At 40.0% G+C, this 16,309-nt stretch carries 16 protein-coding genes and 1 pseudogene; 14 read left to right on the forward strand and 3 right to left on the reverse strand.

The features are described 5' to 3' along the window. Positions 1-32 precede the first annotated feature (32 nt). The 10 genes and pseudogenes from ung to pyrF all read left to right on the forward strand — a co-directional run bounded on the left by ung (position 33) and on the right by pyrF (position 7,385). Positions 33-746: a uracil-DNA glycosylase gene (ung, locus tag ACX17N_RS09565; RefSeq protein WP_458892344.1), complete on the forward strand. Its 714-nt coding sequence runs from the start codon at positions 33-35 to the stop codon at positions 744-746. Next, a complete protein-coding gene (locus ACX17N_RS09570) occupies positions 743-1,867 on the forward strand; it encodes an enoyl-CoA hydratase/isomerase family protein (RefSeq protein ID WP_458892345.1) in 1,125 nt (374 codons plus the stop codon). The genes ung and ACX17N_RS09570 overlap by 4 nt, the downstream gene beginning before the upstream one ends. A 4-nt stretch (positions 1,868-1,871) precedes the next feature. Continuing rightward, positions 1,872-2,372 carry a tRNA adenosine(34) deaminase TadA gene (tadA, locus tag ACX17N_RS09575; RefSeq protein ID WP_458892346.1) on the forward strand — a complete coding sequence of 167 codons (501 nt, stop codon included), beginning with the start codon at positions 1,872-1,874 and terminating at the stop codon, positions 2,370-2,372. A gap of 74 nt (positions 2,373-2,446) precedes the next feature. Further along, a complete protein-coding gene (locus ACX17N_RS09580; protein WP_458892347.1) occupies positions 2,447-2,878 on the forward strand; it encodes an SRPBCC family protein in 432 nt (143 codons plus the stop codon). Between the two features lie 18 nt (positions 2,879-2,896). After that, complete coding sequence (gene cmk / locus ACX17N_RS09585) at positions 2,897-3,580, forward strand: (d)CMP kinase (RefSeq protein WP_458892348.1); 684 nt, start codon at positions 2,897-2,899, stop codon at positions 3,578-3,580. Positions 3,581-3,690: 110 nt separating this feature from the next. Continuing rightward, entirely contained in the window at positions 3,691-5,367 is a 1,677-nt protein-coding gene (gene rpsA, locus ACX17N_RS09590) for a 30S ribosomal protein S1 (RefSeq protein ID WP_458892349.1), read from the forward strand. 161 nt (positions 5,368-5,528) lie between these two features. Beyond that, positions 5,529-5,834: an integration host factor subunit beta gene (locus ACX17N_RS09595; RefSeq protein WP_458892350.1), complete on the forward strand. Its 306-nt coding sequence runs from the start codon at positions 5,529-5,531 to the stop codon at positions 5,832-5,834. A gap of 17 nt (positions 5,835-5,851) precedes the next feature. Next, positions 5,852-6,217, forward strand: coding sequence for a lipopolysaccharide assembly protein LapA domain-containing protein (locus tag ACX17N_RS09600; RefSeq protein WP_458892351.1), 366 nt, complete (start codon positions 5,852-5,854; stop codon positions 6,215-6,217). Positions 6,218-6,505: 288 nt separating this feature from the next. Then, positions 6,506-6,601, forward strand: a pseudogene (locus ACX17N_RS09605) (transcriptional regulator); the annotation flags it as partial. 103 nt (positions 6,602-6,704) lie between these two features. Beyond that, positions 6,705-7,385, forward strand: a complete 681-nt coding sequence (pyrF, locus tag ACX17N_RS09610) for an orotidine-5'-phosphate decarboxylase (protein WP_458892352.1) — start codon at positions 6,705-6,707, stop codon at positions 7,383-7,385. 62 nt (positions 7,386-7,447) lie between these two features. Here the strand turns inward: pyrF and ACX17N_RS09615 are convergent, their stop codons facing one another. Then, positions 7,448-8,356, reverse strand: coding sequence for a LysO family transporter (locus ACX17N_RS09615; protein WP_458892353.1), 909 nt, complete (start codon positions 8,354-8,356; stop codon positions 7,448-7,450). Between the two features lie 200 nt (positions 8,357-8,556). On the opposite strand from ACX17N_RS09615, the gene ACX17N_RS09620 reads away from it, so the two are divergent. The 3 genes from ACX17N_RS09620 (at position 8,557) to ACX17N_RS09630 (ending at position 13,323) form a co-directional block, all read left to right on the forward strand. Then, entirely contained in the window at positions 8,557-9,564 is a 1,008-nt protein-coding gene (locus ACX17N_RS09620; protein WP_458892354.1) for an AraC family transcriptional regulator, read from the forward strand. Positions 9,565-9,647: 83 nt separating this feature from the next. Further along, the gene (gene zapE, locus ACX17N_RS09625; protein ID WP_458892355.1) at positions 9,648-10,796 is read left to right on the forward strand and encodes a cell division protein ZapE; all 1,149 of its coding nucleotides are present in this window, start codon (positions 9,648-9,650) and stop codon (positions 10,794-10,796) included. A gap of 361 nt (positions 10,797-11,157) precedes the next feature. Next, positions 11,158-13,323: a malate synthase G gene (locus ACX17N_RS09630; RefSeq protein ID WP_458892356.1), complete on the forward strand. Its 2,166-nt coding sequence runs from the start codon at positions 11,158-11,160 to the stop codon at positions 13,321-13,323. A gap of 180 nt (positions 13,324-13,503) precedes the next feature. Here the strand turns inward: ACX17N_RS09630 and ACX17N_RS09635 are convergent, their stop codons facing one another. Both ACX17N_RS09635 and ACX17N_RS09640 read right to left on the reverse strand, forming a co-directional pair. Next, complete coding sequence (locus ACX17N_RS09635) at positions 13,504-13,968, reverse strand: MarR family winged helix-turn-helix transcriptional regulator (RefSeq protein WP_458892357.1); 465 nt, start codon at positions 13,966-13,968, stop codon at positions 13,504-13,506. Between the two features lie 110 nt (positions 13,969-14,078). Beyond that, complete coding sequence (locus tag ACX17N_RS09640) at positions 14,079-14,219, reverse strand: hypothetical protein (protein WP_458892358.1); 141 nt, start codon at positions 14,217-14,219, stop codon at positions 14,079-14,081. Between the two features lie 514 nt (positions 14,220-14,733). On the opposite strand from ACX17N_RS09640, the gene ACX17N_RS09645 reads away from it, so the two are divergent. Continuing rightward, entirely contained in the window at positions 14,734-16,266 is a 1,533-nt protein-coding gene (locus ACX17N_RS09645) for a TerC family protein (protein WP_458892359.1), read from the forward strand. The last annotated feature ends 43 nt before the right edge of the window (positions 16,267-16,309 follow it).

Consider the following 16,309-nt stretch of genomic DNA (forward strand, 5'->3'; position numbering starts at 1 on the left):
AAGAAAGAATTTAAAGGGATTAGGAAATAAGCATGTCTTATACCGATCAACAACTTCACAAGTTGGATAAAGTCCAGCTTGATGAAAGTTGGAAATATGGACTCAGCGATTTCTTGCTCAGCCCGAAAATGGATGAGTTAAGAGAGTTTTTGCTGTTAGAGAAGCAAGCGCAGAAAGAAATCTATCCACCGAGCGGTTTGATTTTTAATGCATTCAATACGACACCTTTAGCACAAGTGAAGGTCGTGATTCTTGGGCAGGATCCTTATCATGGTCCGAATCAAGCCCATGGATTAAGCTTTTCGGTGCAAAAAGGTGTTGCACTTCCGCCATCTTTGCGCAATATTTTTCACGAATTACATGCAGATGTGGGTGTTGATATTCCTCGTCACGGTGATTTAACGCACTGGGCAGAGCAGGGAGTATTATTACTTAACAGTGTACTGACTGTGGAAGCTGGGCAACCAACATCACATCAAAAGCGCGGTTGGGAACATTTCACGGATCATGTAATTGATGTATTAAATGAACAACGAGAGCATATTGTATTTATCCTTTGGGGTGCATATGCTCAACGTAAGGGACAAAGAATTGACCCAAATAAACACCTGATTTTAAAAGCAGCACACCCATCTCCGTTGGCTGCAAATCGTGGTGGTTTTTTTGGCTGTAAAGTCTTTTCTAAAACAAATAATTATCTTAAACAAAATGGCATTGAGCCTATTGATTGGCAGCTGGACGCATGACACATTCTCCCGTACTAAAAAGTTATCATCCTGACATTCTTGTAGAAGAGGCGGTAAATGGTTGGCGTATTGTGCGTCTGAACCGCCCAAAGTCATTACATGCTTTAGATGAATCAATCGTAACGGCTTTATTAGAGGTCTTTCAGGACTTTCATCATGATGATCAAGTCAAAGCGATTTGGCTAGATTCAACCACACCAAAAGCATTCTGTGCGGGTGGTGATGTACGTAAACTACGCCAGTTAGTGATTAACTCTGAAGTAGATGCTGCAAATAAATTCTTTGAGCAAGAATATGCACTGGATTTGTTGCTGCATAACTATGCGAAACCAGTATTGGTTTGGGGTGAAGGTTATGTCATGGGAGGTGGTTTAGGTCTATTTATGGCGGCGCCATTCCGTATGGTGACCCCATATTCACGTCTTGCCATGCCAGAAATCAATATTGGTTTATATCCTGATGTCGGGGCGACACGCTTCTTGGCAGACCGTGGTGCAATTGGCTTATTTACAGGTTTAACCGGTTCTATCATGACTGCAGCGGGTGCTTATAGCATTGGTTGGGCGACACATATTTGTGATGCGCATCGTGATAAGGTATTAGATAAACTCATCAATATTGATTGGGGTCACTACCCTGCAGGTGATTTCCGTGCAATTGATGATACTTTAAATAGTTTACATCGTCCTGTAGGTCCTGGACCGCTACAGAATTCTTTGGATGTAATTCAAAGTGTCTGTCGTGGTGTCAATTTTGAACATGATTATGAGTCGATCATTGGTTTGCGAGATGCGCGCAGTGATTGGTTACGTCAAGCCAGCGAAAACTTGCAAAAAGGTTCTCCAGCTACGGCTGCACTCACTTGGTTGTTGTGGCAGTGGGGTAAGCAGGTTCACTCTTGGAATGAAGTCTTTGAATTAGAAACCCAAATTTCTAACTGGAAAATTCGCCATGCTGACTTTGTTGAGGGGGTGCGTGCGCGTCTGGTCGATAAAGATTTGGCTCCAGAATGGGATAAAGGCACAGATTTATCCTTAAAAGGTATCCTGTCTGCTAACCCGCCAGTGACCACAATTGACAGCTGGAATCAATTGTTAAAACAATATGGTGTAATTGCCTAACTTAATGTCTGAATTCGAACTTTATTCCGATGAATATTGGATGCAGCTTGCCTTTGAGCAGGCTGCAATCGCTGCATCTCAGCAGGAAATTCCTGTAGGGGCAGTTTTGGTCAGCCAAAATCAAATTTTGGGTAGTGGTCATAATGCTCCTATTTCAAAAATGGACCCTACTGCACATGCAGAAATCCAAGCTATTCGCCAAGCATGTCAGCATATGCAGAACTATCGTTTACCTGAAGACTCTGTGCTATATGTCACTTTAGAGCCTTGTACGATGTGTGTTGGCGCGCTGATTCACGCGCGTGTTTCACGGGTGGTATTTGCCGCATTGGAACCCAAAGCTGGTTCCTTGGTGAGTGCGCGTAAATTGTTAGAAACGGGGTATTATAATCATCAATTTGATGTTGTGGCAGGTTGTCTGCAAGAGCAATGTTCACAGCAGTTGACTGAATTTTTTAAAATGCGCCGCGAGCAAAAAAAGCAAGAAAAGAAACTTGCGAAATAGAATATCTCCTAACTTCTTGATGAATATCGTGTAGAATCTCATGACAATAATAATTGTCAAATTGGGGAAATCACGTGGATTCTATTCAAGTACAGAAAAAATTTAATGCACCTCTTCAAGATGTATTCAATTTATTAGCACAGCATGCAACCTATAATGTTGCTTTTGCCCCGATACAGGTTGAACGCATTGTAGATTCATCAGATCCGCAACGTCCTGATGGACTCGGTTCGGTACGACGTTTAGGCTTTGGACCAGTCAAGCCACTCAAAGAAGAAATTACCCTGATGCAAGAAAACCAGCGAATTGAATATAAAATTATTCAGAATCCTTTAATTAAGCATCATATTGGTATTATTCAGTTCGAAGCCTTAAATCCAGGGTCAACCATGGTGACCTATACGATTGAATTGCAAGCACGTGTACCTTTTGTAAATAAATTAATTCTTGCACAGCTTAAATCTGCGATTAAACTAGGTTTTTCAAAACTCGCAAAATCTATATGAGGCAATAACGGAAAGGCAATGACAGTTAAGATTATTACCATAGATGGACCAAGTGGTTCAGGTAAAGGTACGCTCGCGGCAAAGCTGGCTCAGCATTATCAGTTTCATCTTTTAGATTCTGGTGCTTTGTACCGTTTATTGGGTTTGTCGTTGCATAAGCAAAACTTATTAGATGAATTAGAACAGCAGCTCGAGCGCTGTGCCGAAATTGCAACAAATTTAGACATAAAATTTGTGACAACTGCCAATGGAACGCAAGTTTTGCTGGATGGAGATGATGTAACGCAGACAATTCGCACAGAACGTGTGGGAGAGTTTGCTTCAAAAGTTGCAGCAATTCCAGTGCTTAGAACAGCATTATTTGAGCGCCAACGTGCTTTTGCACAATTGCCAGGCTTGGTTGCTGATGGTCGAGATATGGCCACTGCGATTTTTCCAGAAGCTCAAGCCAAGATTTATTTGACGGCATCAGCACAATCTCGGGCAGAGCGTCTAGTAAAACAGTTGCAGGGTATGGGGCTGGATGTTAAAATAAACGACATTTTAGCTAATATTGAAGCTCGCGACAAACGAGACATGGAGCGAGAAGTTGCTCCACTCAAGCCAGCGGCAGATGCTTTTATTATTGATAGCTCTGAATTAAACATTGATGAAGTGTTTAATCTGATGACTCAATATATAGACAAGCAGTTAGCGAAGTAAAGAAATTTTTAGCGAAAGCATAGCTTGATCAGTTTTTATAAGGGACTATGTAGACGCATAACTAAACCGGCCTTGTCTGATCCAAGACCGCATACTTTATCGGGTATATCATGACCGAATCTTTTGCAGCCCTCTTTGAAGAAAGCGAATTAAACCTCAACGTTGAAAAGGGTGCTGTCATCCAAGGCGTTGTAGTAAGCATCGACTCTGACTGGGTAACAGTTGACACTGGCCTTAAATCTGAAGGCGTAGTTGACCGTGCTGAATTCTTAAACGAACAACGTGAACTAGAAGTTCAAGTTGGCGATACAGTTGATGTTGTTGTTGAAGCTCTTGACAACGGTATGGGCCAAACTGTTTTATCACGTGAAAAAGCGAAGCGTGCTGAAACTTGGACTAAACTCGAAAAAATCTTTGAAGATGGCGAAATCGTTACTGGTGTTATCTCTGGTAAGGTTAAAGGCGGTTTCACTGTTGACATCGGTCCAGTTCGTGCGTTCTTACCAGGTTCTTTGGTAGATACTCGTCCTATCCGTGACACGACTCACCTTGAAGGTAAAGAGTTAGAATTCAAAGTAATCAAACTTGATGCAAAACGTAACAACGTTGTTGTATCTCGTCGTGCTGTTATGGAAGCTGAATCTTCAGCTGACCGTGAAGCTCTTCTTGCTCAGCTTGAAGAAGGTCAAACAGTTACAGGTACAATTAAGAACCTTACTGACTACGGCGCGTTCGTTGACCTTGGCGGTATCGATGGTCTTCTTCACATCACTGACATGGCTTGGAAACGTATCAAGCACCCATCAGAAGTTGTTGAAGTTGGTCAAGAAGTTACTGTTAAAGTACTTAAATTTGACAAAGAGCGTAACCGCGTATCTTTAGGTCTTAAGCAATTAGGCGAAGATCCATGGTTAGCGATCATGAGCCGTTACCCTAAAGGTTCTATCGTTAAAGCTCGCGTAACTAACTTAACTGACTACGGTTGCTTCGCTGAAATCGCTGAAGGCGTTGAAGGCTTAGTACACGTTTCAGAAATGGACCACACAAACAAAAACATCCACCCATCTAAAGTTGTTCAGATCGGTGACGAAGTTGATGTTATGGTTCTTGAAGTTGATGAAGAACGTCGTCGTATTTCTCTTGGTATCAAACAAACTCGTGCTAACCCATGGGAAGAGTTTGCTAAGAACCACGACAAAGGCGAAAAAGTTTCTGGTACGATCAAATCTATCACTGACTTTGGTATCTTCATCGGTTTACCTGGCGGTATCGACGGTCTAGTTCACTTGTCTGATATTTCTTGGAACGAACAAGGCGAAGAAGCTATCCGTCGTTACAAGAAAGGTGACACTGTTGAAGCGGTTATCTTGTCTGTAGATGCTGAAGGCAACCGTATCAGCCTTGGTATCAAGCAATTGAACAGCGATCCATTCAACGATTTCTTAGCTGCTAACGAACGTGGTGCTTTGGTTAAAGGTACTGTAACTGCAGTTGACGCTAAAGGCGCTACTGTTAAGTTGGCTGACGAAGTAGAAGCTCAATTAAAAGCTTCTGAAATCAACCGTGATCGCGTTGAAGATGCAACTAAATTCTTAGAAGTTGGTCAAGAAGTTGAAGCGAAAATCATCAACGTTGATCGTAAATCTCGCTCTATCAACTTGTCTATCAAAGCGAAAGACGAAGCTGAAGAGAAAGAAGCAGTTGCTAACTTGAAAACAGCTTCTGCATCTCAAGACAATGGTCCTAAGACTATTGGTGACTTGATCAAAGCTCAAATGAACCACTAAGTAGGTCGTATAAAATGTATTGTTAATGTAAATTAACTAATACTTTTTACACAAATACTGTAAACGGTAGCGTAGTATTTAATTATTGCGCTACCGTTTTGTATTTAAACAGGTTATTATCAGTTTAGGTACAAGTAGCTTGATAATTAAAGAGGTCGCCGATGACTACTGAAGCACTTAATAAGTCTGACTTAATTGAGCGTATTTCTCTAAAAAACCCGCATTTAGCGGAACCATTAGTGGAAGAAGCTGTTAAGATTATGATTGATCAAATGATCGCATCACTTTCGTCTGATAGCCGTATTGAAATTCGTGGTTTTGGTAGCTTCGCTTTACATCATCGTGAACCACGTATTGGTCGTAACCCGAAGACAGGAAAATCTGTTGAGGTTGCTGCTAAAGCAGTACCGCATTTCAAGCCTGGTAAGGCACTTCGTGATGCAGTGAATGAAGCAATAAATAAATAATAACAAGTGGGGTGTCTATGCGTTATGTGTTAGTCGCTATATTAATCATTTTATTTGGTTACTCCTTGGCCTTGGTTTTACAAAATGGCACTGAGGTTACGGTCGATTTGTTGTTTACACAAGTTCCAGCAATGCGTTTAGGCTTGGTTTTATTACTGACTTTGGCATTGGGTGTGGTGGTCGGATTATTACTTGGTGTTCAAGTATTCCGCGTGTTTCAAACAAGTTGGGAGATTAAGCGGTTGCGTAAAGACATTGACCATCTACGTAAAGAGCAGATACATGCAGCACAATTGGCTGCTGCTGAAGCTGCGGCAAATGTGAGACACGAGAAAACAGTCATGGATATTCACCCAGACAATAATCCACGTACTCCATTGTAATTAAGAATTGATATGATCTTAACAATCCGATGATGTTAATGATCTGTATTGAATAGCTCTATATGTGAATGTTAGAGCTATTTTTTTGCTTATGAAAAGTCTAAACAGCCTAAACCTAAAAATGCAGTCATAATCATTGTGATAAGAATCACGATCATTAAAGAAAATTTTTTCTATGTAAAATAAGCGTAATTAAACCATTAATAGTTTTACGTATGCTGCTGAATTCATTTTTGGTGAATCAGGTTGGTTCGAGTGGGTTGAAGTGTGGCATCTGTGTTTTGAGATGAGGGTAATTACATTTGTTATCCTGCTGATCAAGCGCATATTTTTGAAGTCTTGGAAGCTGATACAAGGGCTATGCGTATATCGGAACTAAGATGAGGGATGCCATTCAAGGTTTTTTTCATTATCCGAGCTTTCGCGCTTTGTTGATTGAGTTAATCACTTTATAATTAGCCGATTTTTATGTGATGGAACTAGACACGTGAGTATTATTGTTGCCCTAGACGCAAAAAGCCAATATGACGCCTTAACAATTGTAGATCAGCTTGATCCATCACTTTGTCGAGTTAAGGTGGGCAAAGAGCTTTTTACTCATGAAGGCTCATCTATTGTTAAAAATTTACAAGACAAAGGTTTTGAGGTTTTTCTAGATCTTAAATTTCACGATATCCCCAATACCACTGCTCAGGCTGTGTGCGCTGCTGCAGATTTGGGTGTGTGGATGGTGAATGTGCATGCCTCGGGTGGTCGTAAAATGATGGAAACCTGCGTAGAGCGCTTAAAAGCGGGTAATTACCAAACCCAATTAATTGCGGTGACTGTTTTAACTTCAATGGGTCGTGAAGATTTACGCGATATCGGTTTAGATATCGAGCCAGTGGAACAAGTTAAGCGTTTGGCTAAGCTGACTCAAGAAAGTGGTTTGGATGGTGTGGTATGTTCAGCACAAGAAGCTAAACTACTTCGTGAGATGTTGGGACAGGATTTTGCTTTGGTGACCCCGGGGATTCGTCCAGAAGGTGCAAATGCAGATGATCAAAAACGCATTGTGACGCCTAAACAGGCGATGCTAGATGGTTCAACACATTTGGTGATTGGTCGCCCGATTACACAGTCGGCAAATCCAAGCCAAACTTTGCGCGATATTCTTGGAACAATCTAAGCTTCTTAGAGATTGTTATTAAAAAGCCGACATTAACGTCGGCTTTTTTGCATTGATGCATTTTAAATGGCGGCTAAAATACTGACCGCGATAGGAGCAAGTATTGAAAGAATAAAACCACTGACCATAGCGTGTGGGATGAAATCATTACCACAAGCTTGTTTAACCATTGGGAGTGAAACATCCATCGCGGTTGCTGCTGCTGAAGCAATTGCGGAACGTGGGTAACGCCAACCAATACAATACATCAGTAAAATTGCAATAATTTCACGGAATAAATCATTGATTAAGGCAATACTTCCAAGTTCTGCCGATTTGAGCTCAGAAATCACAATCCCGCTCATCGAGTAAAAACCATATCCTTGGGAGAGCATGATAATGTCTTTAAGCTGAATGTGCTTGAGAAATAGGCTCGCCAGCAAAGCCCCTGCGATTGACCCGATGATACAGCCGAAGGGTACAAGTAAAATTTTCAGGTTGAGCCAAGATCGATCTAATGGACTAAAGGCAAGATCAAGTCCAATCAAAAACATAAACACCAGTAAAAGATACCAAGTATTCACTTGAAAACTAACGGCATGATGCTCAAGGGTTTTCGCAATAAGAAAACCGACGGCTAGGGCTAAACAGGCATAAGAAATGCTTAGAAAAGATTTTAACAGTAGTGCGAGTGAGATTTTGCCTGACATGGGTTGTAGGCCGATAAACTTATATAAGGCAAAACAGCAAAAAAAAGCACCGAGTGTTGTGAATAAGGCTAAAGTGATCGCACTGCTGAGTATTTGTGAAGACCCGCTCATATCTTGTAGGGCATGGGTGAATTCCATGCTTATTGCAATGAGTAGGATATAAGAAAAATAGGGCAATACTTTAAAGCAAAACTGGATAAATGCTGTTGGAATTTTTTTCGCAAAAATATACCCAGTGGCTAAACAGAAAAGTAGTTGGGTGATCAGAATAAGGGCTTGCATAGATGAAAGGATTTATTAGAGTTATATCATCATAACGTAATGCTATGAATTATACAGGTACCTAAAATAAATATAGTGATAGATTGATTCTGCCAATAAGGCTGTAATATTTTTATACGATTGTAGTTTGATAGATTCGGCAATTTCCAAATGCTTAGAATTGGGTTAAAAAATGGGTTCTAAACCTTATTGAAACAAATATGAAAAGATCCATCCTCAGTCTAATGTATTTAATACAAGCAATGCGTAAAGCTGAGATTGATGTTGATCAGCAATTGAGTAGTATTGGTTTAAGTGCAGATGCGCTGGATTCGACAGCGATTATTCACCCGCGTTTAGAGCGAGATGTGTTGAAGGTCTTAGGACAGAATATTGCGCCTGAACGGGGACTTTATATAGGTCAGCATTATGCTCTGGCTGGCTATGGACCTTTGTTAATGTTGTTGGTCACCAGTGATACCATAAGAACGGCTTTGGAAAAAGTCATAGCGTATCAGCCTTTAACGCATTTAACGGCAAAGTTAAGCCTCAAGTTTCAAAATCATCAGGTGGCATTGTGTTATGACGCACCGGATTTAACGGATGAATTAAATATGCTCCGTGCGCAATCTGAATTGGCTGGCACGTATAAATTTATTCGAGAATTATATAAAAAAATGGGGCTTGCGGTACCGCAGTTAAAAGTCGAATTGCCGTTTGCACCGCCTGAGAATAGTGAAATCTTGTCTATATATCAGGCGTATTGCGGGGCTGAAATCGTATTTTCGCAGCAACAAGCAGCGTTCTGGTTTGATGAGACGGTGCTGGATATTAAAATACCATCAGCGGATCAAATGACTTTTCGGATTTACGATTACAAATGTAAGGCGGAAATGAAGCGGCTCTTGCAAGAGCCAGCATTGCCTGATTTGGTAGAGCGTGTGCATGATTATTTGGATTTACAGCATGGCTCTATTCCGACTATGGCAGAAACCGCTCAAGCATTACATATTCCTGAACGTACATTGAGACATCAATTACAGCAGTTAAACAGTAGTTATAAACAAATTCGTGAGCAATTGATCAAAGAGAAAGCTTTGAGGTTAATTGAATATCAGGAGTACACCATAGAAATGATAGCTGAGTTACTGGGTTATTCTGAACCTGCAGCCTTTAACCATGCCTTTAAACGTTGGTTTGGTCGAAGTCCAAGGCAGTATTCTAAGTAGCTTTTTGGCACTCATGCCAAAGTTTTATTTATTGTTTCTTAATTTTCGTTATACTTTCGTCAGACCAAAATAGTAATCAAGATATGTCGGATTTAAATCTTCACAGCACCGCCTTTGCACCCTTATCGCCAGCTGAACGTTATGCGCAAGCCTTGGCTTCTGGACAATTTATGCCCGATGAAGCACAAGCTCAAGCTGTGCATGAATTAGATCGTGTCTGGCAAGAATTGATTCAGCGCTATAAAGCATCGAAGAAGGCATTTCGTCGCTTTCGTCGTCAAACTTCCCCGCAGGGTGTGTATATGTGGGGTGGTGTGGGTCGTGGTAAAACATGGTTGATGGATCAATTTTATGAATCGATTCCATTCCGTCGTAAAACACGTATGCATTTTCACCACTTTATGCAATTTGTGCATCGTGAATTAAATAAATTGTCAGGTCAGCGCAATCCGCTAGATGCTGTGGCAGATCAAATTTACAAAGATGCGGTAATCATCTGTTTTGATGAGTTTTTTGTATCGAACGTGACTGATGCAATGATTCTAAGTGATTTGTTCCAAAAGTTATTTAGCCGCGGTGTTACTTTAGTGGCAACTTCGAATATTGCTCCAGATGGTTTATATAAGAATGGCATTCATAGAGATCGCTTCATTCCAACGATTGAGATGGTGAAGAAGAACTGTGCTATTTTAAATGTAGATGCAGGGGTTGATTATCGTTTACGCGTGTTAAAACAGGCGCAGTTGTTTAAGCATCCGCTGACGCATGATCATAAGGTCTGGATTGCGCAACGTTTTACGGCTTTAACCCAAACACAGCACCAATCACAAGAACCAATTGTGATTAATAGCCGTTTAGTTGAAACGATTGGACATACCGAAGATGTTTTATGGTGTGAATTCTCGGAATTGTGTTTAAAACCAAGAAGTCCTGCTGATTTTATTGAGATTGCAAATATCTATAACACGGTATTGGTGAGTAATGTTCCGCATCTAACGGATTATTTATCTGAAGGAACCCGCCGATTTATTTATCTGGTTGATGAATTTTATGACCGAGGAGTCAAATTATTGCTGACTTCGGAAGATGCGATCATTGATATTTATCAAGGGGATAAATTGGCATTTGAAATTGAACGGACGCGTTCAAGATTGCTGGAAATGCAGTCGGATGAATATTTGCATTCAGAGCATCGTTTAATTGAGAAATCTGCTAAAGATTTTAACGAATAAATAAAAAAACGCCATGAAATGGCGTTTTTTTATGGCTAAAAGTATTGTATGTTAAATCGACATTTTGCTTGTTTATAGGAAATGGTGGGGATTCAACAAGAAATGATAATAAGTAATTGGGATGAGTTTGTTGTGTGTTCTGAACTTAAGTCTAATTTCGACATTTCTAAAACTTAATACACTGTAAAAAGAGTATTCATGGAAGTAATAATACAAGCTTAATAGCATTTAATTTGATGATGTCAATATTTATTTTAAAGAAAATGCTTACTATTTAGGAATGTGATATTACTATTCAGCAAAGTATAAATCGGTATACTAGAATCTCTTGTTATAAAAAGTAGCAATATCAGGAAAGACAATGACTGTACGTATTCAAAAAGGTAAGTTAGCGATTGCTAAAGAACTTTACGATTTCATCGAGAATGAAGCTTTACCAGGTTCTGGTTTGGACAGCGAAACATACTGGAAAAACTTTGAGCAAGTCGTTGTTGATCTTAGCCCAAAAAATAAAGCGCTTTTAGCGAAGCGTGAAGATCTTCAGGCTAAAATTGATGAATGGCACCGCAACAACACATTTGAATTAGAGGCTTACAAAGCTTTCCTTAAAGAAATTGGCTACTTGTTACCAGAAGTAGAAGATTTCCAGATCAGCACAGAGAATGTTGATGAAGAAATTGCTCTATTGGCAGGACCGCAATTGGTTGTGCCTGTGCGTAATGCTCGTTATTGCTTAAACGCGGCAAATGCTCGTTGGGGTTCACTCTACGATGCACTTTACGGTTTTGATGTCATCTCGGAAGAAGGTGGTGCAGAAAAAGGCAAGGGGTATAACCCGGTACGTGGTGACAAAGTTATCGCGTTTGCAAAAAACTTCTTAAATGAAACTTTCCCGCTTGCGCAAGGCTCACATGCTGATGTAACTCGTTATGCAGTGGAAAATAACAAATTAGTTGTAACGCTGAAAGACGGTTCAACAACTGGCTTGGCACATGAAGCACAATTTGTGGGCTTTAATGGCGAAGAGGCGAGTCCATCAGAAGTTGTACTGCTTAATAACGGCTTACATGCAATTATTGAAGTAGATGCGACAAGTCCAGTTGGTCAAACTGATGCGGCTGGTGTAAAAGATTTAGTGCTTGAAGCAGCGATTACAACTATTCAGGATTTAGAAGATTCTGTTGCTGCGGTAGATGCTGAAGAAAAAGTAGAAGGCTACCGTAACTGGTTGGGCTTAATGAAGGGTGATTTGCAAGAATCTATCGAGAAAAAAGGTAAGACCATTACTCGTAGATTGAATAAAGACCGTACCATTAAGAACTTGATTGGTGGTACAACCACTTTACATGGTCGTTCATTAATGCTTCTTCGTAATGTTGGTCACCTGATGACTAACCCTGCAATTTTGGTTGATGGCGAAGAGATTTTTGAAGGAATTATGGATGCTTTGGTAACGCCATTACTCAGCGTTGCGGACATTCGTGGTGAAAACGAGAATAAAAACTCTCGTAAAGGTTCAATGTATATCGTTAAACCGAAAATGCATGGTCCGGAAGAAGTTGCCTTTGCGGTTGAGTTGTTTGAGCGCGCAGAACAAGCCATTGGTTTGCCGGCTAAGTCTATTAAAATCGGTATTATGGATGAAGAGCGTCGCACATCAGTGAACTTGAAGAACTGTATTGCGGCTGCAAAAGATCGTACGATCTTTATTAATACGGGCTTTATGGATCGTACTGGTGATGAAATCCATACGTCTATGGAAGCTGCGCCAGTCGTTCGTAAAGAAGCAGTAAAAACACAAAAATGGATCGCAGCATACGAAAACCGTAACGTAGCGATTGGTTTAGCGTGTGGCTTACAAGGTAAAGCGCAAATTGGTAAAGGTATGTGGCCTAAGCCAGATAGTATGAAGGATATGTTGGCGACTAAGGCGGCTCATCCAAATGCTGGAGCTTCGTGTGCTTGGGTACCATCTCCGACTGGTGCTGCGCTTCACGCTATGCATTACCATCAAGTGAATGTTAAGGCACGTCAAGACCAATTAAAAGCAGAAGAAATGCTTTCTTTGGATGATTTGTTAACGCCTCCATTTGCACCTGACACCAATTGGTCGGCCGAAGAAATTAACAACGAACTTGAAAATAACTGTCAAGGTATTTTGGGTTACGTGGTGCGTTGGGTTGATTTGGGTGTGGGTTGTTCGAAAGTTCCAGACATTAATAACGTAGGTTTGATGGAAGACCGTGCAACATTACGTATCTCTTCGCAACATGTTGCGAACTGGTTGCGTCATGGCATTGTTACGCGTGAACAGGTTGAAGAAGTTCTTAAGCGTATGGCAAAAATTGTAGATGGTCAAAATGCTGATGATCCATTGTATACACCAATGGCAACAGATTTTGCTAATAATATTGCCTTCCAAGCGGCTTCAGATTTGATCTTCAAAGGTGGTGTACAACCTTCAGGTTATACTGAGCCATTGTTACATGCTGCACGTTTAAAATTAAAAGGTTATACAGGCGACTAAGTTGCTTGTTAAGAAAAAAGCCTCTTCGGAGGCTTTTTTTATGGGGAAAATATATGGCATAGAGGTGCGGATAGGGGTGTGCTTGAAGAGCTTAAAACTATATTTCGGATTACAAAAGTAATGGCCTGATCGACTTATCGTTTAACTTTAAGTAGATCAGGAGGTTATCTGGGGGGTAATTTAACGGTTGAGATTGTTAAAAATGTGCTTCAGGCTATCCATCATTTTTTCTATCTGAAGTGGAGTAAGACCTTCAAAAGATTGTTCTAGTACTGCATTAGTTAAGTCGTTAATTTTATAAGTCATTTCATTGCCCTTTTCCGTTAGTACAACACGGGTGATTCGAGCATCATCTTCACAAGAGTAAGTATTAACTAAACCTTCATCCTTGAGTCGATATACGATTTTAGTTGTGGTCGACATTTTTGAAACGACCATGTCTGACAGGTCTGAAACACTGGCATGGGGTTTGGATTTGAGTGCGAGCAAGATACGACGGCGTGAATTATCTAGACCATATTTTTTTAGGACTTGATCGACCTTTTGTACGTGCTGCGAATAAACTTGAGTCACCCAAAAAAACGGGAAATTTTCTAAGGTGAAGTCATCAGAGCTTGGTAAAAACTTCGCATACTTTTTAGTCATTTGTGATTTCCGTCATTTATTTTTATATTACTTAATTTTATGAGGAAAAACTCACGTTAAGCAATATAATTGTGATGAAATTGTTGAAAATAAAGAGGTTGGTCTGAGTTTTAAGCCAAATTAAGCGGGACGACAATGTATTTCTGTTGCTGCTCGTTTATTTTTATACACTTCAATTTTCCATTGTTTATCGCCCAAGCATTGGCAATAGAATCAATGGTTGTGAAGGTTAATGCTTGTTCCTTTGCCATAGCAATTCATCCTGTAAATTTGTTTTATTTGAATTGCACGCATGCACCGCTTAGGGGGTAACAACAGCATGGCAAAACAAACTTCTTGTTATTTTAGTGTAAAAAAATAATTTTAAAACTGGCTTTGTTTACAAAACATTTCAATTGTCAGTCACATTAATATAAGAAATTAATTCATTTATTTTAAAAATAATTTTATATAACAATTGCTTATTTAAATTTATCACCTTTTTAAAAATCATGAAATGTGGGTAGTGACTGAATGGTTTTCTTATTTTGTGACAATCAACTTAATCAGTGTTGTTGAATTGTACAGTTAAATATTATGTGAATCTATGTGTGAAATCAAATCTAATCTTTTGATTTTGTAAAAAAATAAAAAAAGTAATTACAAAGTCTTGAGAGTATGCATAATAAAACCGTCTATAGTTGAAAAGAGGTTATACATGGATCCGTCGCCGTGCAGGTCTAGTTTGTCGAATTTACGCCTTGAGTTTTTTGAGGTGATGAAATAATGGAATTCTTATTAGATCCAGGTATTTGGGTTGGTTTACTTACCCTAATTGTTTTAGAAATTGTCTTAGGTATTGATAACCTAGTCTTTATTGCCATTTTGGCCGATAAATTACCACCAGAACAACGTGATAAAGCACGTGTTATTGGTCTTTCTCTCGCATTGATTATGCGTTTAGGGCTTTTGTCCGTTATTTCTTGGCTGGTCACATTGACTAAGCCGCTGATACAAATTGCAGATCTATCATTTTCGGGGCGAGATTTAATTTTGCTCTTTGGTGGCTTGTTCTTGGTTTACAAGGCTGTGACGGAATTGCATGAGAAGATGGAGGGTAAGCCCGAAATCAAATCAACCTCATCGGTTGTCTATGCAGGTTTCTGGGCTGTTGTGGCGCAAATCATTGTCCTTGATGCGGTCTTCTCGCTCGACTCGGTTATTACTGCTATTGGTATGGTGGACAATATTTATGTGATGATGGCGGCAGTGACGATTGCAGTAATCGTGATGTTGTTTGCATCAAAGCCACTAACCAGTTTTGTGAACCGTCATCCAACAGTAGTTATTCTTTGTTTAAGCTTTTTATTGCTGATCGGGATTAGTTTGATTGCTGAAGGCTTTGGTTTCCATATTCCAAAAGGCTATATTTACTCGGGTATTGGTGTGGCTATTTTGATTGAAGCCTTTAATCAATATTCAAAACGTAATGTGGCGAAACATGAATCTAAAATACCACTGCGTCATCGTACTGCGGATTCAATCTTAAAATTGATGGGTGGTAAAGTTGAGTCATCGCAATTAGATGCTGAGCAAATTGAAGCACAAGAAGCATTTGCTGCTGAAGAGCGTTATATGATTGGAGGGGTGTTAACCTTAGCTGAGCGCTCAGTCGCTTCAATCATGACGCCGCGAAATCAAATTTCTTGGGTGGATATCAATGATACTCCCGAGAAGATTCGTGAGCAGGTTTTGGCGGTTCCACATAGTTTATTTCCAGTTTGTCGCAGCAGTTTGGATAAAGTAATTAGTGTGGTACGTGCTAAAGAGTTATTGGATGTCTTGGATGATGGCGAAGAAGCTTTAAAAGCTTTGATTAAGCGTCAGCGCCCGATTTTCATTTTTGAAAAAATGAAGGTTATTGATGCCATTAATACCCTTAGAACTTCAAAAGGTTCTTTGGTTTTGGTGACGGATGAATTTGCGAATGTTAAAGGTTTGATTTCTCCTTTGGATGTCTTTGAGGCAATCGCGGGTGAATTCCCTGATGCAGATGAGCAGCTTGATTTAGTCAAGATTGATGCAGAAACTTGGAAAGCATCAGGAATGCTAGATTTATACCAATTAGAACTTGAACTGGGAATGCTGGATCTGGTTGAAGAAGATGCTGGTTATATGAGTGTGGCTGGCTTGATTCTGGATAAGACCCAAGGTGATGTCAAGGTGGGTACCCAACTGGATTATCATGGCGTTCATTTTGAAGTGACTGAACTGGATGAGAATCGAATTAAATATGTCACGATTATTCATCGTCACTAAATTTGATTGATAAAAAAAGCCCGAAATTCTCGGGCTTTTTTTA

The sequence above is a fragment of the Acinetobacter sp. GXMZU3951 genome (genome assembly GCF_054457875.1).